Source organism: Pseudomonas sp. LBUM1674 (assembly GCF_059695635.1).
Window position 1 is genome coordinate 6,784,984 of the sequence record NZ_CP166779.1, and the last position, 26,057, is coordinate 6,811,040.

Consider the following 26,057-nt stretch of genomic DNA (forward strand, 5'->3'; position numbering starts at 1 on the left):
CGTCACAGCGGTTATGCTCACGACTCAATTGAGCGACGGGATGCCGCGTGACTGAACTGAATAACCTCTGGCTGACGGAAACCATTCGCCTGCGCGAAGAACACGCCGGCCCCCTGGATGATCTGGAAGCCAATCGACTGGCCCGTACCGCGGGCGGTGACCTGTCGACCCGGATTCAACGCCGGGCCCTGTGGCTGGCCGAGCGTGACGGACTGACCAATGCCCTCCAACACTGGCTGCAAGGTGCACGACTGGCGCTGATCGTCATGGCGGTGCTGGCCGTGGTCAGCGGCGCCGGCCTGGCATTTGCCGCGCTGGGGGACGGGCAGACTCCGGTGAATGTGTTCTGGGCCCTGGGCAGTCTGCTCGGGCTGAACCTGATGCTGTTGCTGAGCTGGGCGCTGGGCCTGGTGTTTGCCGGTGAACACGGCGCAACGCTGGGACGCGTGTGGCTATGGCTCAGCGAAAAACTCGCTCGCGATGCCAAGGCTGCGCAACTGGCGCCGGCCCTGCTGCTGTTATTACAACGACAGAAACTCAACCGCTGGGCGCTTGGTGTGCTGGTCAACGGTTTGTGGTTACTGGCGATGCTCAGTGCCTTGGTGATTTTGCTGATGCTGATGGCGACCCGGCGTTACGGCTTCGTCTGGGAAACCACTATCCTCGGCGGCGAGACCTTCGTCGCCATGACCCAGGCCCTCGGTGCACTGCCGGCCCTGCTCGGTTTCAGCGTGCCCACCGTGGAGATGATCCGCGCCAGTGGCGATGCCGCGCTGAATATCGAAAGCGCCCGCCAGGCCTGGGCGGCTTGGCTGGTGGGGGTGCTGCTGGTCTACGGGGTATTGCCGCGCTTGCTGCTGGCGCTGCTCTGCCGCTGGCGCTGGAAAACCGGCCAGGCAACCTTGCATCTGGATTTGAACCTGCCCGGCTACGCCCAACTGCGCGAACGGCTGATGCCCACCAGCGAACGCCTGGGTATCAGCGATGCCGCCCCGGAACACCTGCATCAGATTGAAAACGGTGTCAGTGACTTGCCAAGCGATGGCGCGCTGCTGGTGGCCATCGAGCTGGACGATCAACGCCAGTGGCCGCCACAACTGCCGAAAACCGTGAGCAATGCCGGCATCCTCGACAGCCGCGAATCCCGACACAAACTCCTCGAACAGCTGAGTCGATTTCCTCCTGCCCGATTGGCTATCGCTTGCGATCCACGCCGCTCGCCGGATCGCGGCAGCCTGGCCCTGATCGCCGAACTGGCTCGCGGCGCCAGCGCCACCCGCGTCTGGCTGCTGCCGGCGCCGCCCGGCGAAGCGCTGGATGCCGAGCGCCTCGGTGACTGGCACATGGCGTTGCAACAGCTGGAACTGCCGTTTGCCGACAGCGCGCCGCTGAACTGGCTGGAGACCGGTCATGACTAAGCCTTGGAAACCACCATTGAAGCTCGCCGTGGTCGGCCACACCAACGTCGGCAAAACGTCGCTGCTACGTACCCTGACCCGGGATGTCGGTTTCGGCGAGGTCTCCCATCGACCCAGTACCACCCGCCACGTTGAAGGTGCGCGGTTGTCGGTAGACGGCGAGCCCTTGCTCGACCTGTTCGATACACCTGGCCTGGAAGACGCCATCGCCCTGCTCGACTACCTCGAACGCCTGGAGCGCCCCGGCGAACGCCTCGACGGCCCGGCACGTCTGGCACGATTCCTTGAAGGCAGCGAAGCCCGGCAGCGTTTCGAACAGGAAGCCAAGGTGCTGCGGCAACTGCTGACCTGCGACGCCGGCCTCTATGTGATCGACGCCCGCGAGCCGGTGCTGTCCAAGTACCGCGATGAACTGGCCGTGCTGGCCAGTTGCGGCAAACCGTTGCTGCCGGTGCTCAATTTCGTCAGCAGCGCCAACCATCGCGAGCCGGACTGGCGCGAGGCGTTGGCGCGCCTGGGCTTGCACGCACTGGTGCGATTCGACAGCGTCGCGCCGCCGGAGGATGGCGAACGTCGACTCTATGAAAGCCTCGCACTGCTGCTGGAAAATTCCCGCGAGCAACTGGAGCGCTTGATCGCCGATCAGCAAGCGCAACGCCGGGCTCGTGAGCAGAGCGCTGCGCAGTTGATCGCCGATCTATTGATCGATTGCGCCGCCTGCCGACGTAGCGTGGTCAGCAGCGCCGAGCAGGAACAGCGAGCCATCAACGAGCTGCGCAAAGCCGTTCGCCAACGGGAACAGCGTTGCGTCGAAGCCCTGCTCAAGCTCTACGCCTTTCGCCCACAGGACGCGTCGGCCACTGATTTGCCGCTGCTCGATGGCCGTTGGGGTGATGATCTGTTCAACCCGGAAACCCTCAAGCAACTGGGCGTGCGGGTCGGTGGCGGTATCGCGGCCGGCGCGGCGGCCGGGGCCGGGGTCGACTTGTTGGTAGGCGGGTTGACCCTCGGTGCGGCAGCGCTGGCCGGTGCGATTGCCGGCGGCGCCTTGCAAACCGCCCGCAGTTACGGCAGCCGGTTGATGGGCAAGATCAAAGGCCAGCGGGAGCTGACCGTCGATGACAGCGTGCTGCGGCTGTTAGCGTTGCGACAGCGACAACTGCTACAGGCACTGAATGCGCGCGGGCATGCCGCGATGGACAGCATTCAGGTCGCCACGCCACAGGACAAGACCTGGCGCGAAGGCAAATTGCCAGAAGCCTTGAACAAGGCCCGGGCGCATCCGCAGTGGTCGTCGCTTAATCCGCAGCCGAAGTTGAATCAGGCGGAAAGGCAGGAGCAGGTTGAGGTGTTGGCGCGGCAGTTGTAAAAGCCGGAACAAATGTGGCGCTTGGACGGGCCCCATCGCGGGCAAGCCCGCTCCCACAAAGATCACCTCAATCCTGTGGGAGCGGGCTTGCCCGCGATGGCCGCGCCTCGGCCCCGCATTTCTACGCAGCCAACAGCCGCAATGCCTTCTCCTTCAATACATCCAGATCCAGAACCGGCACCCACATCTCCTTGGCCTGTTCATCCCACTGCCGCATCCGCAGACTGACCTCGCACAACGGATCTCGCTCGAAGGCCGCAGCCTCTTCAGCCGTCATCACCCCACCTTGATATTCCAGGGTCCGGCGACTGGCTTCACTCAAGCGCTCGTAATACCCCGGTTCTTTGAGCGTCAGATAGCGCTTGGCCTGAACGTGGTATTCCACCAACCGCGCCATGCGTTCGCTGAAGCCTGCGCGTCGCAGGTAATCCGCACCGAGGCGCTCATGGCTGACTACACCGAAACCGCCCATGTTCTCGGCACTCTCGGCGGCGCAGATATGGCCAATGTCATGAAAGAACGCCGCCAGCACCACTTCGTCATCGAAGCCTTCGGCCATGGCCCGTTCGGCCGCCTGGGACATGTGCTCGATCTGCGACACCGGTTCGCCGATGTAATCGCTGTCACCAAAGCGCTCGTACAAACCGAACACTTCGGCGATCACTTGTTCATTGCGGTCCATCAGCGTTCTCCCAACACAGTCGCGACGTTACGCTCGGCCATCGCCGGCCCGACACTCATGCCAACACCGGCGTGCATCAACGCCACACTCACTCCTGGACTCGGTCGCAGGAACGAGAAGGGTCCCGGCCCCCTTGAACCATAGACACCCTGCCAGCGTTCGACCACTTGCACTTTGCAGCCCAGCGTCTGCTCGGCCAGTTCAATCATCCAGTTGTCCACCTGTTCAGCATTGAACGGCGACGGGTCACTACCGTAATGATGGGAATCGCCGATGATCAATTCGCCATGAGGTGTTGGGCTGATCAGCAAGTGAATGCCGTTTTCATGCAGATGCGGCGTGTCCTGCAGAATCTGCGCCTGCACCGCAGCGGCCTCCGGCAGGTCGGCAAATGCGCCGTAATGCACGCAGCTCAGCCCGGTGAGCAACGCGTGTCGCAGATTCAGGTTGATCTGCGGGCGGGCGCGGAGCATTTGCAGGCGGCAGATTTGCGGGTTGAGTTCGGCGATCTGCTCGGCCAGCAACGTCTGATAGTCGTGACCGGAGCAGACGATGGTGTGCCCGGCGCAGAAGGTGCCGGCGGTGCTGTGCAAGCGGCCCGGTTCGATATCACGCACCAGGGTGGAGAAGTGAAACTCGACGCCGAGTTCGCGACGCAGGTAGTCGATCAGCGCCGGAATCGCTTCGCGGGAATACAGTTGCTGATCATCCATTCCGTGCAACGCGGCGCGGTGATGGCGGAATTGACCGCTGTACAGGTCGCGTAATGCAGCGCCGCGCAACAGGTTGACGCGGTAACCGTGCTCCACGGCGCGGCCAGCGCAAAAGGCCTCCAGCAGGTGCTCTTCGGCTTCGGTACGGGCGAACAGGTAGGAGCCGTTGCGTTTGAGTTGCAGGCCGGCCAGTTGTGCCCATTGGCCCCAGATATCGCGGCTGGCCCGGGCCAGTTCGAGCATCGGGCCGGGTGGTTGGCCGGTCACCAATGCCTGACCGAAGTTGCGTATCGAAGCGCCCAGCGGCGTCTCGCTGCGTTCGAAAACCGTGACTTTGAGGCCGCGTCTGGCGGCGGCGTAGGCGTGGGACAAGCCGAGGATGCCGGCGCCTACGATCAGCATGTCGTTGTGTTGTGTCATGGGGTTTTGTCCTGAACTCAGGACCGCTATCGCGAGCAAGCTCGCTCCCACAGGGTCCGTGGCGTTCACAAAACCTGTGTTCATCACAAAACCTGTGGGAGCGAGCTTGCTCGCGATGGGGCCCTATCAGCCGATGAAGATCTTACTTGGCAGCCACTTTTTCTGACTTGCCGTCATACCGCTTGCGCCACTCAGTCAGGATTTCATCGCGATTCTTCGACGCCCAGGCAAAGTCGTTCTTGATCAAACGCTGCTCATAATCCGCCGGCAATTCAGTCTGCGGCTTGGCGATACCCGGCTGAGCGAGGACCGCGAAGTTTTCTTTATAGAGCTCCATCGCCGCGGGGCTCGCAGAGAAGTCCGCCAGTTTTTTCGCCGCCTCTTCATGCGGAGTACCCTTGATCACGGCGGTGGCTTCGATCTCCCAGCCCAGGCCCTCTTTCGGCAGGATAATGTCCAGCGGCGCGCCCTGGCGCTTGAGCTGAACGGCCGGATATTCGAACGAAATACCGATCGGGAACTCACCCGAAGCCGCCAGCTTGCAAGGTTTGGAGCCGGAGTGAACGTACTGGCCGATGTTCTGGTGCAGGTCGTCCATGTACTGCCAGCCCTGCTGCTCGCCGAAGGTTTGCAGCCAGGCACTGACGTCGAGAAAACCGGTGCCGGACGAGGCCGGGTTGGGCATGACGATCTTGCCTTTGTACTCTGGCTTGGTCAGGTCCTGCCAGCTGACCGGTTTAGTCAGCCCCTGCTTCTCGGCTTCGACCGTGTTGAAGCAAATGGTCGCCGCCCACACGTCCATGCCGACCCAGGCCGGAGGGTTGGCGGCGTCGCGGTAGTTAACGCCGATCTTGCCCAGGTCCTGCGGCGCATAGCTTTGCAGCATGCCTTGCTGATCGAGAATCGCCAGGCTCGACGCCGCCAGGCCCCACACGGCGTCAGCCTGCGGGCGGGCTTTTTCGGCCAGCAGCTTGGCGGTGATGATACCGGTGGAGTCACGCACCCACTTGATCTCGACGTCCGGGTTAGCCTTTTCGAAGGCTTGCTTGTAGGTCTTCAGCTGTTCGGCTTCGAGGGCGGTGTACACCGTCAACTCGGTTGTCGCCGCGAAGGCGTTCAGGCTGAAAGCGGTGAGGACAGCAGCGGCCAGGGCCAAAGGCTTGAACATGATCGATTTCCTTTTGAGTTGAAGGTGTGGGCAAACATCAATGACCGGGCGCGGTCTGCCGCCAGGCCTGGGAGCGGCGCAGCAAACCGCGCGACGCCCAGGCCAGCAGCAGGGACACGCCCGCCGAAGTGAACAGAATCAGGGTCGACATGGCTGCCGCGCCGCCGACGTTGCCGGCGTCGTCCATGTTCAGCACAGCCACCGCCGCGAGGATGGTGTCCGGGCTGTAGAGGAAGATCGCCGCCGACACGGTGGTCATGGCCGAGACAAACAGGTAGCGCACGATGTCCAGCAGCGCCGGCAGGCAGATCGGCACTGTGACGCGCAGGTAATGCCGATACAGGGGTGCCTTGAGCGACAGCGCGGCGGCTTCGAACTCGGCGTCGAGCTGACGCAGCGCGGTGGTGGCGGTCATTTGCGCGGTGGTCAGATAGTGAGCAATGGTGCAGACCACCAGCAGGGACATGGTGCCGTAGAGCACATGCAGCGGGTTGCCGGTGAGATTGAAGAAGAAGACGTAACCCAGGCCCAGCACCAGGCCCGGCACCGCCATCGGAACAAAACTGAGCATGCGCAGGCTCAGATTCAGCCCGCGCTGGCCCTTGGTTTTTTCCATCAGGTAAGCGCCGGTGAAGATCAGCACGCTGCCGATCAACGCCGTGCACAACGCCATTTTCACGCTGTTGCCATAGGCCAGCCAGCCACCGCCAGCCGTGTCGTTGAACTGGTAGTGGTTGAGCGACAGCGACAGGTTGTACGGCCAGAATTTGACCAGCGACGAGAACACCGCCATGCCGAACACCAGCAGCAATACTGCGCAGATCAGGACCACGATGACCAGGTAGCAGCCATCACGCAGCTTTGATGGCGCTGGTTGAAAAACTTGCGCCCTGCCACTCATGGAGTCGCCATGACGCCGACGCAGCCAGGCGTCGACACCGAAACTGAACAGCGCCGGCAGCAGCAGGACCATGCCGATCAACGCGCCGCGACCGAATTGTTGCTGGCCGACCACGGCTTTGTAGGCTTCCAGTGCCAGCACCTGATAGTCGCCACCCACCACCACGGGCACGCCGAAGTCGGTGATGGTCAACGTGAAGACAAGGCAGAACGCCGCGAACACGGCCTGACGGGTTGCCGGCCAGGTGATGCTACGAAAGGCTTTCGCCGGACTGGCGCCCATGCTCGAAGCCGCATCGAACAGTCGCGCATCTGCCAGCGAAAGCGCCGACAGCAGAATCATCAAGGCGTGTGGGAAGGTGTAGATAACCTCACCGAGAACAATGCCCCAGAAGCCGTAGATATTGTCCGAGAGCAAACCGCGCAGCATGCCCTGGTTGCCGAACAGATAAACCAGCGCAATGCCCGGCAACATCGACGGCGCCATCAGTGGCAACAGTGACATGCCGCGCCAGATGCCTTTGCCAGGTATCAATGTGCGTTGCAGGGCGTAGGCAAACAGGTAAGCCAGCGGTACGACAATCGCCGCAACGCTGAGCGAAACCTTCAGGCTATTGCCAAGCAACCAGTGGAAATTCGCACTGGTCACCAATTCACGGGCAGCCACCAGACCGCCGCCCTGCCCGGCTTCCGAGCTGAAGCCGCGCCAGAAGATCGCCAGCAACGGCATCAGTACCGCAACGCCGAGCAACACCAGCAAAAGGACTTTGCCGCCGACCACGAACACCCGGTCGCCAATCTCGGCACGGGAGGTTTGCCGAACCTGCTTGTGCGGTATCGGCAGCGCGATGTTCGCGCTCATCAGGCAAACACCTGCAGGCTGCGTGGCGGCAAGGCGACCATGATCTGCTGGGCGCCGAGGCGCGGCATGGCTTCCGGCGCGAGTTCCGCCAGCAATGCGTGACCTGGCAGTTGATCGAGTTCGAAGCTCATGCGGCAGCGGTTGCCGAGGAAGGTGATTTCGCGAACCTTGGCCGGGAACAGGTTTTCTTCATGCACGGGCGGGTTGACGTTGATCGCTTCCGGACGGCAAAACAGACGACCCGAGGCGGCTTTTGCGCTGCCTTCGGCCAAACGCATGTTCATCCCGCCGACCTGCGCATGGCTGTCGCTGCTGCGGCTGAACGGCAGCCAGTTGCCCTGGCCGACAAACTCCGCCACAAACGGCGTCGCCGGGCGATCGTAGATTTCCTGAGGCGTGGCGTACTGCTCGACCTTGCCGTTGTTCATTACGGCGATGCGGTCGGCCATCAGCATGGCCTCATCCTGATTGTGGGTGACCATCAGGGTGGTGATGCCGAGGTTGCGCTGCAGTTGGCGCAGTTCGGTGCACAGATGCTCGCGGACTCGGGCGTCGAGGGCCGACATCGGTTCGTCCAGCAGCAGCAACGAAGGCGCGGGCGCCAGGGCCCGGGCCAGTGCAACACGTTGCTGCTGGCCGCCGGACAACTGGCCAGGGTACTTTTTCTCACTGCCGATCAGGCCGACCAGTTCCAGCATCTGGCCGACACGCTTGCGCACTTCATCGCGACCGCTGCCAGCCAGGCCGTAGGCGATATTCGCTTCGACGGTGAGATTAGGGAACAATGCGTAGGACTGAAACAGAATGCCGTAGTCCCGAGCCTGAGGCGCCAGGCGGGAAACGTCGCGATCGCCGAGGTACAGCTCGCCGCTGTCCTGCTGCTCAAGGCCGGCGATGCAGCGCAGCAAAGTGGTTTTGCCGCAGCCCGACGGACCGAGCAGGCACACCAGCTCACCCGCTGCCACGTCCAGGGACACGTTATCCAGCGCGGTGAAGGCGCCGAAGCGTTTCTGCACGCCGCGCACTTTCATCGGGGCGCCGGGGTTGGTCAGGGCAGTTGCGATCGAGTGGTTCATGGACAGGCCTCATCAAGCAGATGAAGGCCATCCTAGGGATGTAATGCGTACGTCATGTGGCAGTGAGGCAAAAATGGCTGATAGTGGTATTCGGGGATTTTGGTTCACCGCCGATCGTTCCCACGCTCTGCGTGGGAATGCCTCAACGGACGCTCCGCGTTCGGCTCTTGGGACGCAGAGCGTCCCGGGCTGCATTCCCACGCGGAGCGTGGGAACGATCAAGCCTAAGCGGGCGCCATTTCCTGCGCCAACCCGAGAAACGCCGCAGGCAGCCGCGCGCCTTTCCTCTCCTTGAGGCAATACAGATACTCCGGAATCTGCGGCGCATTCTCGATGGTGAGCACCCGCAATTGCGGATCATGCGGCACCTCCTGGCGGGCAATGATGCTGATGCCGATGTTGCGCAACACCGCCTCTCGAATCGACTCACGGCTGCCGATCTCCAGCAACGGCCCGAAACTCACTCCGGCGCTGGCCAGCAACTCTTCTGTCAGTCGTCGAGTCGTGGAGCCCGACTCCCTCATCAATAACGTATGCCCGGCCAGCGCGCAGAGCGGAACATGGTCATGCACCGCCAGCGGATGATGGCGATGCACCGCCAGTACCAGCGGGTCGCTACCGAGCACCCGGCGAATCAGCCGCGCATCATTGAGCAACTGCGATGACGCCGCGACATCCACCCGATAATCTTCAAGCGCCTCGAGCACCTGTTGGGAATTGCCGATTTCCACCGACACTTCCACCTGCGGCAAACGCTCGCGGAAAGTTTTCACCAGATCGAGGATGTAATACGGTGCCGTGGCGGCGATGCGCAGTGTGCCTTGGACCTGGCCGCTGTTGCGCAGGAAGAACTCGATATCGGCCTCCTGCTGCAACAGCGCCTTGACCATCGGCAGCAGCCGCGCACCTTCATCGCTGACGCTGAGGCGGCGGCCGCCGCGGTAGAACAGTTCTACCGAGTACTGACTTTCCAGATGGCGGATCTGGGTGGTCACCGTAGGTTGGCTAAGGCCAAGCTTTTTCGCCGCCAGGGTTATACTGCCCAGACGGGCAACCATGTAAAACGCCTTCAGCTCGGCACTCAGCACTGCCTTCCCTCAATGTTTATTTGCGCAACAGGCGCAAACCGTTGAACACCACCAACAGGCTCACGCCCATGTCGGCGAACACCGCCATCCACATGGTAGCGACCCCGGCGAAGGTTATCCCAAGAAAGATCGCCTTGGTGACCAATGCCAGGGCAATGTTCTGCTTCAGGATGCGCGAAGTCTGACGGGACAAACGGATGAAGGCCGGGATCTTGCGCAGATCGTCGTCCATCAAGGCGACATCGGCAGTCTCGATGGCGGTATCGGTGCCCGCTGCGGCCATGGCGAAACCAATCTCGGCCCGAGCGAGCGCCGGAGCGTCATTGATGCCGTCGCCGACCATGCCGACTCTATGGCCCTGTGCATAAAGCGCTTCGATGGCTTGCAGCTTGTCGGTCGGCAGCAGATCGCCTTGCGCCTGATCGATACCGACTTGCGCCGCAATGGCCTGGGCGGTGTGAACGTTGTCGCCGGTGAGCATCAGGGTTTTGACGCCCAGGTCATGCAGCTGCTGGATGGCTTCGCGGCTGGACGCTTTCACCGTGTCCGCCACGGCGAACAGTGCCAGCGGGCCAGATTTGTCGAGCAACAGCACCACGGACTTGCCCTGTTTTTCCAGCGCGAACAGCTGATCTTCCAGCGCAGGCGAGCACAGGCCCAGATCTTCCACCAGGCGGTGGTTGCCCAAGTGGTAGGTCTGGCCGTTGATTTCGCCGCGCACACCCCGACCGCCGAGTGCCTCGAAGTTATCCACAATCAATGGCGCAGATTGTTTACCCACAGCCGCATTGGCAATGGCCAACGACACCGGGTGATCCGAGCGACCGGCCAATGCCGCCGCAATGGCCGGAGCCGATTCGTCCGCGGTCGGATCGAGGGACAGATAATCGGTCTGCACCGGTTTGCCGTGAGTAAGGGTACCGGTCTTGTCCAATGCCAGGTAATCAAGCTTGTAACCGCCCTCCAGATACACGCCGCCCTTGACCAGAATCCCTTTGCGCGCCGCCGCCGCGAGGCCGCTGACGATGGTCACCGGGGTGGAAATCACCAGTGCACAGGGGCAGGCGACCACCAGCAACACCAGCGCGCGGTAGATCCAGTCGAACCACTGCGCATCCATGAACAGCGGAGGGATTACTGCCACCGCGAGGGCCAGGACGAACACTGCCGGTGTGTAGACTTTCGAGAATCTGTCGACGAAACGTTGGGTTGGCGCCCGCGCGCCCTGGGCCTGCTCGACGGCGTGGATGATTCGTGCCAGGGTCGAGTTGTTGGCCGCAGCGGTCACGGTGTATTCCAGGGACCCCGCCTGGTTGATGGTACCGGCGAAGACTTTATCGCCCACGGCCTTCTCGATCGGTAGGCTTTCGCCGGTGATCGGCGCCTGATCGATGGTGGAAGTGCCTGCAACGACTTCACCGTCCAATCCAATCCGCTCACCCGGACGCACGCGTACCCGTGCCCCCAGCTCAACGGTTTTGACGTCCTGCGTAAGCCAGCTGCCGTCGGCCAACTGCACCGTGACCTGTTCCGGGGTCATCTGCATCAGACCGCTGATGGCGTTGCGCGCCCGGTCCAGCGACCTGGCTTCGATCAACTCGGCCACGGTAAACAGGAACATCACCATCGCCGCTTCCGGCCACTGGCCGATCAGGACCGCGCCCGTCACCGCAATGCTCATGAGCGCATTGATGTTCAGGTTGCGGTTCTTCAGGGCGATCCAGCCCTTTTTATAGGTTCCGAGGCCGCCACTGAGGATCGAGACCAGTGCGATGATCGCCACGACCCAACCGGGTGCGGCGCTGGTGAAGTGGATCACCTCGGCAGCCACCGCGCCGACACCGGACAGCGCCAGCGGCCACCAGGGTTTTTTCCCGGCAGCCGGCGCCGGCGCTTCAACGCCCTCCTCCAGCGGCTCGGCCTGCATGCCAAGGGACTTGATCGCGTCGATGATCGGCGCTGTGCTCGGCAGGTTGTGGGTCACCCCCAACACGCGGTTGATCAGATTGAATTCAAGCTGTTGCACACCCGCCAGCTTGCCCAGTCTGTTCTGGATGAGTGTCTGTTCGGTCGGGCAATCCATTGCATCGATACGAAAACTGCTGACTCGCGCATCCGCACTCGGCGCTTCACTCAACTTGATCAGCGAAGGTGCCGCAGCGCTGGAGGAACAGCAGGAATCTGCGTGCCCACCATGGTCATGTTTCTGCACAGGCTGCAGTGTGTGGCTGTGATCGTGCTCAGCCTCGGGTTTGTGGGTATGAAGGGAATCGCTCATAGGGTTACGTCCTTGAAGGTGCCTGTTGCCAAGTAAAGACCCTGTAGCCACTATAGGGTCAAGCACCCTTTTTGGAGATTGTCGCGATGAAGATAGGAGAACTGGCGAAACTCACCGACTGCGCCGTGGAAACCATCCGCTACTATGAGCGCGAAAACCTGCTGCCGGAACCGGCCCGCAGCGACGGCAACTACCGCGTCTACACCCAGGCCCATGCCGAGCGCCTGACCTTCATCCGCAACTGCCGCACCCTCGACATGACGCTCGAGGAGATCCGTAGCCTGCTCGCGCTGCGCGACACCCCGCAGGATCAGTGCGAAAGCGTGAATGCGCTGATCGATGAACACATCCATCACGTCAAGGCGCGGATCGATGGGTTGCTGGCGTTGCAGACACAATTGATCGACCTGCGCCAACGCTGCGGCGAGGGGCCGGATATTGATCAGTGCGGGATCTTGCAGCGGTTGGAGGTGAGTGGCGGGGTTGTGGCGACGGAGACGGAGCATTCCCATGTGGGCCGTAGTCACGGCCACTAAGAACACCACAAAACCACTGTGGGAGCGAGCTTGCTCGCGATGAGGCCATCACATTCAACATCTATGTTGACTGTAAGGCCGCCATCGCGAGCAAGCTCGCTCCCACAAGTTTTGCGGTGGTTCTTTAGACCGCCATCGGCGCGGTCATCGGCGCATGGTGCTCGTAGCCTTCCAGCGAGAAATCGCCCGGCTCGATCAGCTCCAGCCATTCCGGTTGATAGACACCCGTCTTGGCAAACTCCGGCACACGATCGCTGATCACCAGTTTCGGCATCGGGAATGGCTCGCGCTTGAGCTGTTCACTCAGCATGTCCAGGTGGTTTTCGTAGACGTGGGCGTCGCCGATGAAATAGGTGAACCAGCGCGGCGTGTAACCGGTCAGGCGACCGATCAGGCTCAGCAGCGCGGCGCCTTCGGTAAGGTTGAACGGTGTGCCCAGGCCCAGGTCGTTCGAGCGAATGTAGAGGGTCAAGGAGATCTCTCTGGTCTCGACATTCGGATGGAACTGATACAGCAAATGGCATGGCGGCAGGGCCATCTCATCGAGCTGGGCGACGTTCCAGCCGTGGAACAGGATGCGGCGGCTGCCGGGGTCGTTGATGATGGTATCGACGCATTGGCGGATCTGGTCGATCGCCTTGTACAGCACCACGTACGCCTGGCCATCTTCTTCGCCTTCGGCGATCTGGCGATAGCCTTGGCTCAGGGTCTGCTCGATAGCAGCCTGGTTGCTGACCGGGATCTGCTTGTACGCCGGCCATTTGCGCCATTGCACGCCGTAGATCTCGCCGAGGTCGTCTTCGCCCTGACGGAACGGGTTGGCCAGCCACTGGGCGTTTTCGTTGGCGTTCTGGTCCCAGACCTTGCAGCCCAGGGCACGAAATTCGGCGGCGTTGTTCACCCCACGCAGAAAACCGCACATCTCGCCAATGGCGGATTTGAAGGCCATCTTGCGGGTAGTGATCGCAGGGAAACCTTCCTGCAGGTCATAACGCAGCATCGCACCCGGAAAGCTGATGGTATTCACGCCGGTACGGTTGGCTTGTTTGGTGCCGTTCTTGATGACGTGGGCGACCAGATCGAGATATTGCTTCATGAGTTACCTGTGTCCTTGAACCCGAGGTCGTCACCCCGGGGTTCGAATTTATACAGCTGCCGCGGGAGCCGCCGGCGCGCGATGATAGGCCAGCCAGATCAGGAACAGGCCGCCGACGATCATCGGTATGCAAAGTACCTGGCCCATGGTCAGCCAGTTCCAGGCCAGATAGCCCAGCTGAGCGTCCGGAACCCGAACGAATTCGACGATGAAACGGAAGATGCCATAGAACAGCGCGAACATTCCGGACACCGCCATGGTCGGCCGCGGCTTGCGCGAGAACAACCAGAGGATGGCAAACAGCGCCACGCCTTCGAGCGCGAACTGATACAGCTGCGACGGGTGACGCGCCAGTTGCGCCGGGTCGGTCGGGAAGACCATCGCCCACGGCACGTCGGTCGCCTTGCCCCACAACTCGGCGTTGATGAAGTTGCCGATACGCCCGGCACCCAGTCCGATCGGCACCATCGGCGCGACAAAGTCCATCAGCTGGAAGAACGACTTGCCGTTCTTTTTACCGAACCACAACGCCGCCAGCATCACGCCGATGAAGCCGCCGTGGAACGACATGCCGCCCTTCCACACCTCGAAGATCAGCGTCGGGTTGGCCAGGTACGCGTTCAGATCGTAGAACAGCACATAGCCCAGGCGGCCGCCGACAATGACGCCCATCGACATCCAGAACACCATGTCGGAGAGTTTCTCTTTGCTCCAGGTCGGGTCGAAGCGGTTCAGCCGGCGGGACGCCAGCCACCACGCGCCGCCGATGCCGATCAGGTACATCAGGCCGTACCAGTGGATTTTCAGCGGACCGATGGCCAGGGCCACCGGGTCGATCTGCGGGTAAGGCAGCATTGCGACTCCTCGTTAGAGTATGAAACCTTCAAAATTCCCGGGGACGCTGTCACGCCAGGATTAAGCCAGCATTGCGACGCGCGTCAGAGCAGGAAGCTCAGACCTACGCAGAACAGCAAAGCGGCGAACAGTCTTTTCAGCAAGCGCGGCGACAGGCTATGGGCCAGTCGTGCACCGAGGCGGGCGAACACCATGCTGGTCAGGGCGATCCCCAGCAGCGCCGGCAAATAAATAAAACCGAGACTATGGGCCGGCAGCAAGGGATCGTGCCACCCCAGAATCATGAAACTTAATGCACTGGCCAACGCGATCGGCAGCCCGCAGGCGGAAGATGTCGCCACCGCTTGCTGCATCGGCACGCTGCGCCAGGTCAGGAACGGCACGGTCAACGAACCGCCGCCAATCCCGAAAATCGCTGAAGCCCAGCCAATCACGCTGCCGGCCACGGTCAGACCGACTTTGCCCGGCACTGTGCGGCTGGCTTTCGGCTTGACATCCAGCGCGAGCTGAACCGCGATGATCAGCGCAAATACGCCGATGATTTTCTGCAGGTTCGGTCCGGAGATCGCTTCGGCGGTCAGCGCGCCGAAACCGGCGCCGATGAGTATGCCGACGGTCATCCAGGCAAAAATCGGCCAGCGCACGGCGCCGCGGCGATGATGCTCGCGGATGGCATTGATCGAGGTAAAGATAATCGTCGCCAGTGAAGTGCCGACCGCCAGGTGGGTCAAAATTGACGCATCGAAGCCCTGCAAGGTGAAACTGAACACCAGAACCGGGACGATGATGATTCCGCCACCCACCCCGAACAGCCCGGCCAGCACGCCTGCACAGGCGCCCAGCGCCAGATACAGTAGAAATTCCATGGCCGTCCCCGCCCGCGTCCCGAAAATAGGAGCGGCATGGTAACGGATGCATGGCCTCAAGCTCCACTGGATGGCGATGGATACCCGCACGATGACTGCGTAGAGTGGGCAAGAAACACTCAAGGACCCCCTTATGTGCCTGATTGTCTTCGCCTGGCATCCCGGCCACGCCCGGCCGCTGATCGTCGCCGCCAACCGTGACGAATTCTACGCCCGCCCCAGCCTGCCGCTGGCGCAATGGCCGGAAACGCCGCAGGTTTATGCCGGTCGCGATCTGGAGGCCGGCGGCACCTGGCTGGGCGTCGGTGCCGATGGACGCTTCGCTGCGCTGACCAATATTCGCAATCCTCATCAACCGCCCGCGCGAAAATCGCGAGGTGAACTGGTGGCGCGGTTTCTGGCCGGGAACATGCCGATTAATCAGTACTTAAGCGACGTTGTTGCACGTTCGATCGAATATGCCGGATTTAACCTGCTGATCGGCAATGCCAACGAGCTGTGGCACTTCAATGCCCGGGAAGCTGAGGCGGTGATGCTGCCACCGGGTGTTTATGGATTATCGAACGCCGGCCTGGATACACCGTGGCCGAAATTGCTCAAGGCCCGGACGGCGCTGGAAGCGGTGCTGGACGATCCGCAGCCTGAGGCGCTACTGGCGTTGTTGAATGACCCACAGACCGCGCCCTTCGCCGAGTTGCCGGATACCGGGGTTGGGCTGGCGACGGAAACGTTGCTGTCGAGTGTGTTTATTGCCAGCCCGACTTATGGGACTCGGGCGAGTACGGCGTTGATCGTGCATGCGGATGGGACGCGGCATATGGTCGAGCGGAGTTTCGGGCCGTATGGCGGGCATTTGGGGGAAGTGGAGATCAAGGTTTAGTTGTGTGTTGTGAGGACTGGCCCCATCGCGAGCAAGCTCGCTCCCACAAGGTTCTGCTGTATGGCATAGATGGCATATACACCAGAGATCCCTGTGGGAGCGAGCTTGCTCGCGATGGGGCCATCAGCCTTTTAAAGGGTCTTGGCCGACGCCGGATTGATCATCCGCGCCAACCCAAGGTTCTTCAGCGCCAGCTGCAGGGAGCTGTGAATCACTTGCGGGTTGTCGATGGTCATCAACTCCGCCAGCAATTCCTTGGCCTTGCTCAGGTTGATCTGGCGCAGCATCCACTTCACTTTCGGCAGGTTGGTGGCGTTCATCGACAGGCTGTCGAAACCCATCGCCATCAACAGTACCGCCGCTGCCGGGTCACCGGCCATTTCCCCGCAGATACTCACCGGTTTGCCTTCGGCATGGGCGTCGCGCACCACATTCTGCAGCGCTTGCAGCACCGCCGGGTGCAGGTAGTCGTAGAGGTCGGCCACCCGCGGGTTGTTGCGGTCCACGGCCAGCAGGTACTGGGTCAGGTCATTGGAGCCGACCGACAGGAAGTCCACTTGCCGCGCCAGTTCCTTGGTCTGATAAACCGCCGCCGGGATTTCGATCATCACGCCGATCGGCGGCATCGGCACATCGCAGCCTTCGTCGCGAACTTCGCCCCAGGCCCGGTGGATCAGGTGCAGGGCTTCTTCCAGTTCGTGGATGCCGGAGATCATCGGCAGCAGAATCCGCAGGTTGTTGAGGCCTTCGCTGGCCTTGAGCATCGCGCGGGTCTGGACCAGGAAGATTTCCGGGTGATCGAGGGTGACGCGAATGCCGCGCCAGCCGAGGAACGGGTTGTCTTCCTTGATCGGGAAGTACGACAGCGATTTGTCGCCACCGATGTCCAGGCTGCGCATGGTCACCGGCTGTGGGTGAAACGCGGCGAGCTGCTCGCGATAGATCGCCAGTTGCTCTTTTTCGCTCGGGAAACGCTGGTTGATCATGAACGGCACTTCGGTGCGGTACAGACCGACACCTTCAGCGCCACGCTTCTGCGCCCGAGCCACGTCCGCCAGCAGGCCGGTGTTGACCCACAGCGGCATGCGGTGGCCGTCGAGGGTGATGCACGGCAAATCCCGCAGCGCATCCAGCCCGAGGGCCAGCTGCTTCTCTTCCTCGACCACTTCGGCGAACTGCTTGCGCAGCACTTCGCTGGGGTTGGTGTAGACCTCGCCGTGATAGCCGTCGACAATCATCTGGATGCCGTCGACCTTGGAATACGGCAGGTCGACCAGGCCCATCACCGTCGGAATGCCCATGGCGCGCGCCAGGATCGCCACGTGGGAGTTGCCGGAACCGAGTACCGAGACCAGGCCGACCAGCTTGCCTTCCGGCACCTCGCCAAGCATCGCCGGCGTCAGTTCTTCGCTGATCAGAATGCTGTTGTCGGGGTAGACCAGGGTCTGCTGACGCTCTTCCTGCAAATATGCCAGCAAGCGCCGACCGAGGTCCTTGACGTCCGACGCGCGTTCACGCAGGTAGGCGTCGTCCATCAATTCGAAGCGGTTGACGTGCTCGGTGACCACCTGGCGCAACGCGCCCTGGGCCCATTGGCCGGTCTTGATCACGGTGGTAATTTCGCTGCCGAGCGAGGCATCGTCGAGCATCATCAGATAGACATCGAACAACGCGCGCTCTTCCGGGCGCAACTGGTTCGCGAGCTTGGCCGACAAGGCGCGCATGTCGGCGCGCACGCCTTCGATGGCGGTCTTGAACAGCCCGAGTTCGGCGGCGATGTCAGTGATGGTCTTGTCGGGCACCACGTCCAGATCGGCCGGCGGCAACATGACCACCGCGGTACCGACCGCCGCACCCGGCGAACCCGGCACGCCAACGAACTTTGCTTCCTGGATGCCCTTGCCCTGACGCCCCAGGCCACGGATCGAACCGGTTGCCTCGGCGTGGGCGATAACGCCGGCGAGCTGCGCGCTCATGGTGACGAGGAAGGCTTCTTCACCCTCATCGAACTGGCGACGTTCCTTTTGCTGGATGACCAACACGCCGACGACGCGGCGGTGGTGAATGATCGGCGCCCCGAGGAACGAGGCAAAGCGCTCTTCGCCAGTCTCGGCAAAGTAGCGATAGCGCGGGTGATCCGCGGCGTTTTCCAGGTTCAGGGGTTCTTCACGCGTGCCGACCAGACCGACCAGACCCTCGTTGGGTGCCATGCTGACTTTGCCGATCGAGCGCTTGTTCAAGCCCTCGGTGGCCATCAGCACGAAACGATTGGTCTCGGGGTCGAGCAGATAGACCGAGCAGACCTGGCTGCCCATGGCCTCTTTGACGCGCAACACAATAATCCCCAACGCCGCCTTGAGATCCTTGGCGGAGTTAACTTCCTGGACGATCTTGCGCAGCGTATTGAGCATGGCTCGGGGTCGAACTCCGTCGTCAGTCGCGCGATAAAAGGCGCGGGGCAAGCTCTTTGAGAGCGCGTCGATACACCTCGCGCTTGAATGTCACCACCTGGCCCAACGGATACCAATAACTGACCCAGCGCCAGCCATCGAATTCCGGTTTACCGGTCAAATCCATCCGCACCCGCTGCTCGTTGGAGATCAGGCGCAGGAGAAACCATTTCTGTTTCTGGCCGATGCACAGCGGTTGGCTGTGGGTCCTGACCAGACGTTGCGGCAAACGATAGCGCAACCAGCCCCGCGTGCAGGCGAGAATTTCAACATCTTCGCGTTCCAGTCCCACTTCTTCGTTCAACTCGCGGTATAAGGCGTCTTCCGGCGTCTCCTGGGGGTTGATCCCACCCTGCGGAAACTGCCAGGCATCTTGATTGATACGGCGAGCCCATAGCACCTGCCCGGCATCATTCGTGAGAATGATCCCGACATTGGGGCGGAAACCATCGGGGTCGATCACGGCAACAACCTCGCAAACGCATGTCGCCGCATTGTTCCACAAAGGTTGTGAAGGCAGCAACGAGCCGGCCTACCTTATGTGCACTCTTGTGAAAAGTCCGTATTCTTGACGCCTTTCTACAGACTTTTCAGCGAGTAACTGCAATGCGCCTGGCTTTATTCGACTTGGACAACACGCTTCTGGGGGGTGACAGTGACCACGCCTGGGGCGATTACCTGTGCGAGCGCGGCTTCCTCGATGCCGTCGCCTACAAGGCACGCAACGACGAGTTCTATCAGGATTACCTGGCCGGCAAGCTGGATAACGATGCGTACCTGAACTTCTGCCTCGAAGTCCTCGGTCGCACGGAGATGGCCACGCTTGACGAATGGCACCTGGATTACATGCGCGATTGCATCGAACCGATCGTGCTGCCCAAGGCCATCGAACTGTTGGCAAAGCACCGCGAGGCCGGCGACAAACTAGTGATCATCACCGCCACCAACCGCTTCGTCACCGGGCCGATTGCCCTGCGACTCGGTGTCGAAACCTTGATCGCCACGGAATGTGAAATGGTTGATGGCCGCTACACCGGGCGCAGCACCGACATTCCGTGCTTTCGCGAAGGGAAGGTCACAAGACTGGCTCGCTGGCTGGAAGAGAGCGGGTATTCGCTGGACGACAGTTATTTCTATAGCGACTCGATGAACGATTTGCCGTTGCTGGAGCAGGTGGCGAATCCGATTGCTGTCGATCCTGATCCGAATTTGCGGGCCGAAGCCGAGAAGCGTGGTTGGCCGGTGATTACGTTGCGCGATTGAAATCGCCATCGCGGGCAAGCCCGCTCCCACAAGGTTTTACTGCGTGGCATAGATAGCATTCACACCAGCGATCCCTGTGGGAGCGGGCTTGCCCGCGATTGGGGCAACTCGGTCCCGAACCCTATACAGGCTTGGCGCCCATCAACCCGGCAATGGCGATAAAACAGACAAAGCTCAACAGTGCGAGGGCAAAGGTGAACTTGCCGTTGCCCCCTGGCGCAGTGCGCAGCTTGTTAAGCCGCACCAACAGCCAGAACCATGCCAGCGCCGCAACGGTGTAGAGCACGCTGGAGGCCAGCAACCAGGTCTGCCCCAGCGGCCAACCCACCAGATGTACCATCCACCACCCGGTGAACGGCATACTCAGCAATGCCAGCCCCATCAACGCCCAGATAAACACCCCCGGCCGCTGCAACGTGCGAGTGTGGGCCGTCGTATCACCGTTGCGCCGCGCACGCCAGATCCAGGCCGCCAGCCCCAGCGCGCTGATCAACAGCAGCACCGTTGCCACGACGTGCGCCACTTTCAGGGCGGTTAACGTTTCCATGAATCGATTCCTTATAGGCTGCCCATCAGCGTAGCCCCTCAGCCGAGGAACAGCTGATAAGCCGGATTGTCGCTTTCATCCCAGTACGGGTAGCCGATTTCTTCCAGTGCCGCCGGCACCAGATGACGTTCGTCATGCGGTACTTGCAGCCCGGCGACCACACGGCCATCGGCCGCTCCGTGATTGCGGTAGTGGAACATCGAGATGTTCCAGCGCCCGCCGAGCTTGTTGAGGAAGTTGAACAGCGCACCGGGCCGCTCCGGGAATTCAAACCGCAGCACCACCTCATCGACGACATGGGCCGCACGCCCGCCGACCATGTGGCGGATATGCAACTTGGCCAGTTCGTTGTCGGTCAGGTCGATTACCGGGAAACCCTGTTCGGTCAGGCTGGCAAGCAGTGCACTGCGCGGATCGTTTTCCGGGTGCGTCTGCACGCCAACGAAGATATGGGCTTCGCTGCCGGTGTTGTAGCGGTAATTGAATTCGGTGATCTGGCGTTTGCCGATGGCTTCGCAGAACGCCTTGAAGCTGCCCGGCTTCTCGGGGATGGTCACGGCGATGATAGCCTCGCGGCCCTCGCCCAGTTCGGCACGTTCGGCAACGTGACGCAGGCGGTCGAAGTTGACGTTGGCGCCGGAGTCGATGGCGACGAAGGTATGCCCGGTGATGCCATGTTGCTCGACGTACTTCTTGATCCCGGCGACGCCCAAGGCGCCGGCAGGTTCAGTGATCGAGCGGGTATCGTCGTAGATATCCTTGATCGCCGCACAGATCTCGTCGGTACTGACGGTGATCACTGCATCGACATGGTCCTTGCAGATATCGAAGGTGTGCTGGCCGATCTGCGCCACCGCGACGCCGTCAGCGAAGAGGCCCACGGTCGGCAGCACCACGCGCTCGCCGGCCGCCATGGCGGCTTGCAGGCAGTTGGAATCGTCGGGTTCGACGCCGATGACCTTGATTTCAGGACGCAGGTATTTCACATACGCGGCGATCCCGGCAATCAGTCCGCCACCGCCCACCGGAACGAAAATCGCATCCAGGCGCCCCGGGTGCTGACGCAAAATCTCCATCGCCACCGTGCCCTGCCCGGCAATGGTATGGGGATCGTCGTATGGGTGAATGTAGACGTAGCCTTTTTCATCGACCAGTTTCAGCGAGTAAGCCAGGGCTTCCGGGAACGAATCGCCGTGCAGCACGACCTTGCCGCCACGCGAGCGCACACCTTCCACTTTGATTTCCGGCGTGGTCTTGGGCATGACGATGGTGGCTTTCACACCTAGCACCTTGGCCGCCAGGGCCAGGCCTTGCGCGTGATTGCCCGCCGAAGCGGTCACGACGCCGCGCGCGCGTTCTTCATCGGAAAGCTGGGTAAGCTTGTTATAAGCGCCGCGAATCTTGAACGAGAACACCGGCTGCAAGTCTTCGCGCTTGAGCCAGATATCGTTGCCCAGCCGCTCGGAGAGCTGGCGGGCAGTCTGCAGGGGGGTTTCTACGGCAACGTCATAAACGCGCGAGGTGAGGATCTTTTTGACGTACTGTTCGAGCATCGGAAAGCATCACTGAGCGGGTTGGGCAGGGTCAAGGAGTCTAACCCGGCTTTCGGGCGGGCGACCACACGAATCGCGAGGTTTTAAGCTCACCGAAACAGAGCACGCCCTGTTGCAGGAGCGAGCTTGCTCGCGAAAAACCTGAGAGCTCGCCGCGGGGTGTCAGGTTTACGGAGTTATCGTTCACGTCCATCGTCGGAACGCCGCCCGGAGCAAGCTTGCTCCTACAGGTATCGGACATGACGTTAAGCCGCCAATCGGGCAATGACCTTCCCCTCCCCGAAGCCTATAATGCCGGCCTTTCGTCCCCCTTCGGCACCTCGGAGCCCGCATGACCCAGGATCAACTCAAACAGGCAGTGGCTCAGGCCGCCGTCGACTTCATCCTTCCGAAACTCGATGACAAAAGCATCGTCGGGGTCGGCACCGGCTCCACCGCCAACTGTTTCATTGACGCCCTGGCCCGGCACAAGGGCGCATTTGACGGTGCGGTCGCCAGCTCCGAAGCCACCGCCGCGCGCCTCAAGGGCCATGGCATTCCAGTGTATGAATTGAACACGGTCAGCGACCTGGAGTTCTACGTCGACGGCGCCGATGAAAGCGATGAGCACCTGAACCTGATCAAGGGCGGCGGTGCAGCCCTGACCCGCGAGAAGATCGTCGCGGCCGTGGCCAAGACCTTCATCTGCATCGCCGACGCCAGCAAGCTGGTGCCGGTCCTCGGCGCGTTCCCGCTGCCGGTGGAAGTGATCCCGATGGCCCGCAGCCACGTGGCCCGCGCGCTGGTGAAGCTCGGCGGCGACCCGGTTTATCGTGAAGGCGTGTTGACCGATAACGGCAACCTCATCCTCGACGTGTTCAACATGCAGATCACCAACCCGGTGGAGCTGGAGACGCAGATCAACGCCATTGTGGGTGTGGTCACCAATGGGTTGTTCGCGGCGCGTCCGGCCGACTTGCTGTTGCTGGGCACCAGCGAAGGTGTAAAAACCCTGCGCGCCAGGTAATTCGAACACAATACAAAACATGTGGGAGCGGGCTTGCCCGCGATGAGGCCATCACATTCGACATTGATGTTGACTGATACGCCGCCATCGCGGGCAAGCCCGCTCCCACAGGGTTTGATGGCGTTTGTCAGTTTTGCGCAGGTTTCTTGAAGACGTAGAACAGGTTCGGCTCGCTCACCAGGTACATCGTGCCATCGTCATCCATGGCAATTCCTTCCGCTTGCGGCACAGTTTTTCGCAACCCCTGGCGCCCCTTGCTCAATGACATGGTGCTCAGCGGTCGCCCATCCACATCCAGCTCCAGAATCAGCCGCGACTCGTCGGACAATGCCAGCAAGTGCCCGCTACGCTCGTCGTATTGCAGACTCGACAGATCCCGCACGAACATACCGGCATCGCGCTTGGGATTATTGACCACGTGTACCGCATAGGACTTCTCCGGGTTGTAATGCGGGAAGCCCTGCACTTCGTAGATCAGCATCGGGTCGCGCTCCTTGGCCACGAACAGACGCTTGCCAACCGAGTCATAAGCCAACCCCTCAAAGCCCTTGTTGCCGCTCATGTGCACGCCGAGGGTGATCTGTTCGGCATCTTGCGCGTCGAGGAACGTCGTGTCCTGTTCCAGGTGAATCTTGATCAGTCGCTGCGAACGCTCGTCAGTGATCACGTAAGTGTCGGCACTAATGAACTCCACCGCCTCCGGATCGCCGAAGCCGACCAGCGCTATGCGTCGAATAATCCGGCCGTCCAGAGACAATTCAATCAGTTCGGAGTTTTTGTTGGTGACCGTGAACAAGCTCTTGCGCACCGGATCGAAAGTCAGCGCGGAAACATCGTCGTCCAGGCCTTCGATGACGCGTGCCTCGAGCGTGACCTGATAACGATCCAGGCCAATGGATTGCGCGCTCTCTGGTTGCCAAAACGTGTGCATGTTGAACCAGGCTCGCTCGAACAGACGCAGGTACTGGCCGAACGCAACCAGCACGATCAGTGCAATCGCCAGGAACATAAGAATCAGGGGTTGGGGACGGGCAAGTCGGCGCATTCAAGTGGGCTCGGGTTCAAGACAGGCTGATGAAATACCACGGCAGTCTGAATTGAAGCTTAATGGCCAGTGGCCTTCGACCACAACTTCTGGATTCGATTGGCGTAGGAGCTGCCGCAGGCTGCGATCTTTTGATCTTGATTTTACAAAGGCAACGTCAAAAGGTCGCAGCCTGCGGCAGCTCCTACCGGGGTGATCGTTATTTCTGCTTTTCGAAGCGGTAGAACAGGTTCGGTTCGCTCACCATATACAGGGTGCCAGCCTCGTCCATGGTGACGCCTTCAGCGCGCGGAATGGTCTTCTTCAAGCCATTGAAACCGCCCAGCAGGGTCATGAAACTGACCTGCTCGCCCTTCTCGTCCAGCTCCAGCAACAGGTGAGAATCGGCGGACAACACCAGGGTGTGGCCGGTGCGCGGGTCGATGGCCAGGGCGGACAGGTTGCGGATATCCAATTCATCACTGGCGATTTTCTGCTTGTCGCCCGTGAGGACCTGGCTGCCATCGCTTTTCCAGCTGAACAGCGCCGGCGGACGCTCTTCCCCCAGCAGCAATTGCTGGTTGCGCGAATCCCAGGCGATTGCCTCGAAGGCCTTGTTCTGGTTTTTCGAAGGGCCGAGGTCGTATTTCGGGAAGTTGGCGATGTTCAGCTCGCGGGTGTCGGCATCGACCTTGACGATGGAGAGCAGGTGCTCGCGTTCATCGACAATGGCCAGCAGACCGTTGCCCATCGCGGTCACCCCTTCCGGATTGCTCCAGCCCACCAAGGGCATCTTGCGCAGGACATCGCCCTGTAATGTCAGCTCGACCAGGAACGGTTTATTGCCCATCACCGAGAACAGGGTTTTGGTCTGGGGATCGTAGGTCAGGTCGGATGCCTCGTCCTTCTCCATGCCCGGCAGCAACTTGGCGTCGATCACCGCGCGGTAATCCGGCAACCAGATGCTCTCCTGGCGTTTAGCCGGGCTTTCGAAACGTTCCAGCACCCAGAGCACGCCCCGGTCATCCCAATGCATCGCGAATGCGAGGCCATATGCCGCGGCGGCCGCGAGCAATAGCCAGGAATACCAACGCATGAAAAAGCGCGGACGGCGGGCAGGTTTGAGCGTGGGCAGCGATTGGGTCGGCATCGAGGCAGTGTTCCAGAAATTCAGGCCAGGGTAATAGCACGGTTGGGCTCGGCTCAGACGCCGCATGCCCCGGGATTATCCAGACAAGATGTGAAAATAACGGAAAATGGCGGGATTGCCCTGCGTGGGCACGACCCTGTAGGAGCTGGCTTGCCAGCTCCTACAGGGGGGGTTGTGTCAGATCAGCGGACGCTGCTGGTGAAGCTGCTGGCGCCCGACAATTCCAGGACCAGTTCGTCACCGACATTCAGCGGACCAACGCCCACCGGCGTGCCTGTGAGGATCACGTCACCGGCCTGCAACGAGAAGCAGCCAGCCATGTACTGGATCATTGGCACGATCGGATTGAGCATGTCTTTGCTGTTGCCATCCTGGCGCACTTCGCCATTGATGGTCAGGCGAATGCCAATGTCGGTGAGGTCGGCAAAGGTGCTGCCGGACACGAACGGTGCAATCACCGCCGCCCCGTCGAACGACTTGGCGATTTCCCAGGGCAGGCCCTTGGCTTTCAGTTCGGCCTGCTTGTCGCGCAGGGTCAAGTCCAGGGCCGGGGCGAAACCGGAGATGGCGTCGAGCACTTCTTCACGGCTCGGTCTGGTCGACAAAGGCTTGCCGATCAATACTGCAATTTCCGCTTCGTAATGCACCGAGCCACGCTCGGTCGGAATGCTGAAACCGCCTTCCAGCGACACGACGCAACTGCCCGGCTTGATGAACAGCAGCGGTTCCGTAGGCACCGGATTATCCAGTTCCTTGGCGTGTTCGGCGTAGTTACGGCCGATGCACACCACCTTCCCCAATGGGAAGTGAATGCGCGTACCGTCGACATACTGGTGCTGATAGCTCATTACCGACTC

General features: G+C 61.3%; 23 protein-coding genes. 6 read left to right on the top strand and 17 right to left on the bottom strand.

Annotated features, from left to right (window positions below; translation table 11 throughout):
* The first annotated feature begins 47 nt into the window (after positions 1–47).
* Both ACA067_RS31160 and ACA067_RS31165 read left to right on the top strand, forming a co-directional pair.
* On the top strand, positions 48–1,418 hold the full coding sequence (locus ACA067_RS31160; RefSeq protein ID WP_497459884.1) for a DUF2868 domain-containing protein: 1,371 nt from the start codon (positions 48–50) through the stop codon (positions 1,416–1,418).
* Positions 1,411–2,787 (top strand): GTPase/DUF3482 domain-containing protein, encoded by a 1,377-nt coding sequence (locus ACA067_RS31165; RefSeq protein WP_497459885.1) that lies wholly within the window; start codon positions 1,411–1,413, stop codon positions 2,785–2,787. The genes ACA067_RS31160 and ACA067_RS31165 overlap by 8 nt, the downstream gene beginning before the upstream one ends.
* A 121-nt stretch (positions 2,788–2,908) precedes the next feature.
* Here the strand turns inward: ACA067_RS31165 and ACA067_RS31170 are convergent, their stop codons facing one another.
* From ACA067_RS31170 to ACA067_RS31200, 7 genes are all read right to left on the bottom strand, one after another.
* Positions 2,909–3,469: a phosphonate degradation HD-domain oxygenase gene (locus ACA067_RS31170; protein ID WP_497459886.1), complete on the bottom strand. Its 561-nt coding sequence runs from the start codon at positions 3,467–3,469 to the stop codon at positions 2,909–2,911.
* Complete coding sequence (locus ACA067_RS31175; RefSeq protein ID WP_497459887.1) at positions 3,469–4,602, bottom strand: TIGR03364 family FAD-dependent oxidoreductase; 1,134 nt, start codon at positions 4,600–4,602, stop codon at positions 3,469–3,471. The genes ACA067_RS31170 and ACA067_RS31175 overlap by 1 nt, the downstream gene beginning before the upstream one ends.
* A 142-nt stretch (positions 4,603–4,744) precedes the next feature.
* Complete coding sequence (locus ACA067_RS31180) at positions 4,745–5,770, bottom strand: putative 2-aminoethylphosphonate ABC transporter substrate-binding protein (protein WP_497459888.1); 1,026 nt, start codon at positions 5,768–5,770, stop codon at positions 4,745–4,747.
* 37 nt (positions 5,771–5,807) lie between these two features.
* Positions 5,808–7,532 carry a putative 2-aminoethylphosphonate ABC transporter permease subunit gene (locus ACA067_RS31185; RefSeq protein WP_497459889.1) on the bottom strand — a complete coding sequence of 575 codons (1,725 nt, stop codon included), beginning with the start codon at positions 7,530–7,532 and terminating at the stop codon, positions 5,808–5,810.
* Positions 7,532–8,608, bottom strand: a complete 1,077-nt coding sequence (locus ACA067_RS31190; RefSeq protein WP_497459890.1) for a putative 2-aminoethylphosphonate ABC transporter ATP-binding protein — start codon at positions 8,606–8,608, stop codon at positions 7,532–7,534. The genes ACA067_RS31185 and ACA067_RS31190 overlap by 1 nt, the downstream gene beginning before the upstream one ends.
* A 224-nt stretch (positions 8,609–8,832) precedes the next feature.
* Positions 8,833–9,696: a LysR family transcriptional regulator gene (locus ACA067_RS31195; RefSeq protein ID WP_497459891.1), complete on the bottom strand. Its 864-nt coding sequence runs from the start codon at positions 9,694–9,696 to the stop codon at positions 8,833–8,835.
* Between the two features lie 16 nt (positions 9,697–9,712).
* Positions 9,713–11,974: a heavy metal translocating P-type ATPase gene (locus tag ACA067_RS31200; protein ID WP_497459892.1), complete on the bottom strand. Its 2,262-nt coding sequence runs from the start codon at positions 11,972–11,974 to the stop codon at positions 9,713–9,715.
* Between the two features lie 86 nt (positions 11,975–12,060).
* Here ACA067_RS31200 and cadR point away from each other — a divergent pair, with 86 nt between their 5' ends.
* Positions 12,061–12,510, top strand: coding sequence for a Cd(II)/Pb(II)-responsive transcriptional regulator (gene cadR / locus ACA067_RS31205; RefSeq protein WP_497459893.1), 450 nt, complete (start codon positions 12,061–12,063; stop codon positions 12,508–12,510).
* A gap of 124 nt (positions 12,511–12,634) precedes the next feature.
* Here the strand turns inward: cadR and ACA067_RS31210 are convergent, their stop codons facing one another.
* The 3 genes from ACA067_RS31210 to ACA067_RS31220 form a co-directional block, all read right to left on the bottom strand.
* Entirely contained in the window at positions 12,635–13,606 is a 972-nt protein-coding gene (locus ACA067_RS31210; protein WP_497459894.1) for a thymidylate synthase, read from the bottom strand.
* 48 nt (positions 13,607–13,654) lie between these two features.
* Entirely contained in the window at positions 13,655–14,461 is an 807-nt protein-coding gene (gene lgt / locus ACA067_RS31215; protein WP_128873645.1) for a prolipoprotein diacylglyceryl transferase, read from the bottom strand.
* A gap of 83 nt (positions 14,462–14,544) precedes the next feature.
* A complete protein-coding gene (locus tag ACA067_RS31220; protein WP_128873646.1) occupies positions 14,545–15,327 on the bottom strand; it encodes a sulfite exporter TauE/SafE family protein in 783 nt (260 codons plus the stop codon).
* Between the two features lie 133 nt (positions 15,328–15,460).
* Between ACA067_RS31220 and ACA067_RS31225 the strand changes: the two genes are divergently transcribed.
* Complete coding sequence (locus ACA067_RS31225) at positions 15,461–16,207, top strand: NRDE family protein (RefSeq protein ID WP_497459895.1); 747 nt, start codon at positions 15,461–15,463, stop codon at positions 16,205–16,207.
* Between the two features lie 131 nt (positions 16,208–16,338).
* Here the strand turns inward: ACA067_RS31225 and ptsP are convergent, their stop codons facing one another.
* On the bottom strand, positions 16,339–18,618 hold the full coding sequence (ptsP, locus tag ACA067_RS31230; RefSeq protein WP_497459896.1) for a phosphoenolpyruvate--protein phosphotransferase: 2,280 nt from the start codon (positions 18,616–18,618) through the stop codon (positions 16,339–16,341).
* A gap of 22 nt (positions 18,619–18,640) precedes the next feature.
* A complete protein-coding gene (locus ACA067_RS31235; protein WP_028623697.1) occupies positions 18,641–19,120 on the bottom strand; it encodes an RNA pyrophosphohydrolase in 480 nt (159 codons plus the stop codon).
* A 143-nt stretch (positions 19,121–19,263) separates the two neighbouring features.
* On the opposite strand from ACA067_RS31235, the gene ACA067_RS31240 reads away from it, so the two are divergent.
* Complete coding sequence (locus ACA067_RS31240) at positions 19,264–19,920, top strand: histidinol-phosphatase (protein ID WP_497459897.1); 657 nt, start codon at positions 19,264–19,266, stop codon at positions 19,918–19,920.
* 121 nt (positions 19,921–20,041) lie between these two features.
* Here the strand turns inward: ACA067_RS31240 and ACA067_RS31245 are convergent, their stop codons facing one another.
* Positions 20,042–20,467 carry a DUF2269 domain-containing protein gene (locus tag ACA067_RS31245; RefSeq protein WP_497459898.1) on the bottom strand — a complete coding sequence of 142 codons (426 nt, stop codon included), beginning with the start codon at positions 20,465–20,467 and terminating at the stop codon, positions 20,042–20,044.
* A 38-nt stretch (positions 20,468–20,505) separates the two neighbouring features.
* Complete coding sequence (gene ilvA / locus ACA067_RS31250) at positions 20,506–22,020, bottom strand: threonine ammonia-lyase, biosynthetic (protein WP_497454486.1); 1,515 nt, start codon at positions 22,018–22,020, stop codon at positions 20,506–20,508.
* Between the two features lie 331 nt (positions 22,021–22,351).
* On the opposite strand from ilvA, the gene rpiA reads away from it, so the two are divergent.
* Positions 22,352–23,026, top strand: coding sequence for a ribose-5-phosphate isomerase RpiA (gene rpiA / locus ACA067_RS31255; RefSeq protein ID WP_497459899.1), 675 nt, complete (start codon positions 22,352–22,354; stop codon positions 23,024–23,026).
* Between the two features lie 127 nt (positions 23,027–23,153).
* Here the strand turns inward: rpiA and ACA067_RS31260 are convergent, their stop codons facing one another.
* From ACA067_RS31260 to ACA067_RS31270, 3 genes are all read right to left on the bottom strand, one after another.
* Complete coding sequence (locus ACA067_RS31260) at positions 23,154–24,071, bottom strand: SdiA-regulated domain-containing protein (protein WP_497459900.1); 918 nt, start codon at positions 24,069–24,071, stop codon at positions 23,154–23,156.
* Positions 24,072–24,270: 199 nt separating this feature from the next.
* Positions 24,271–25,200, bottom strand: a complete 930-nt coding sequence (locus ACA067_RS31265) for an SdiA-regulated domain-containing protein (RefSeq protein ID WP_497459901.1) — start codon at positions 25,198–25,200, stop codon at positions 24,271–24,273.
* 182 nt (positions 25,201–25,382) lie between these two features.
* Positions 25,383–26,048, bottom strand: a complete 666-nt coding sequence (locus ACA067_RS31270; RefSeq protein ID WP_497459902.1) for a fumarylacetoacetate hydrolase family protein — start codon at positions 26,046–26,048, stop codon at positions 25,383–25,385.
* Positions 26,049–26,057: the final 9 nt, after the last annotated feature.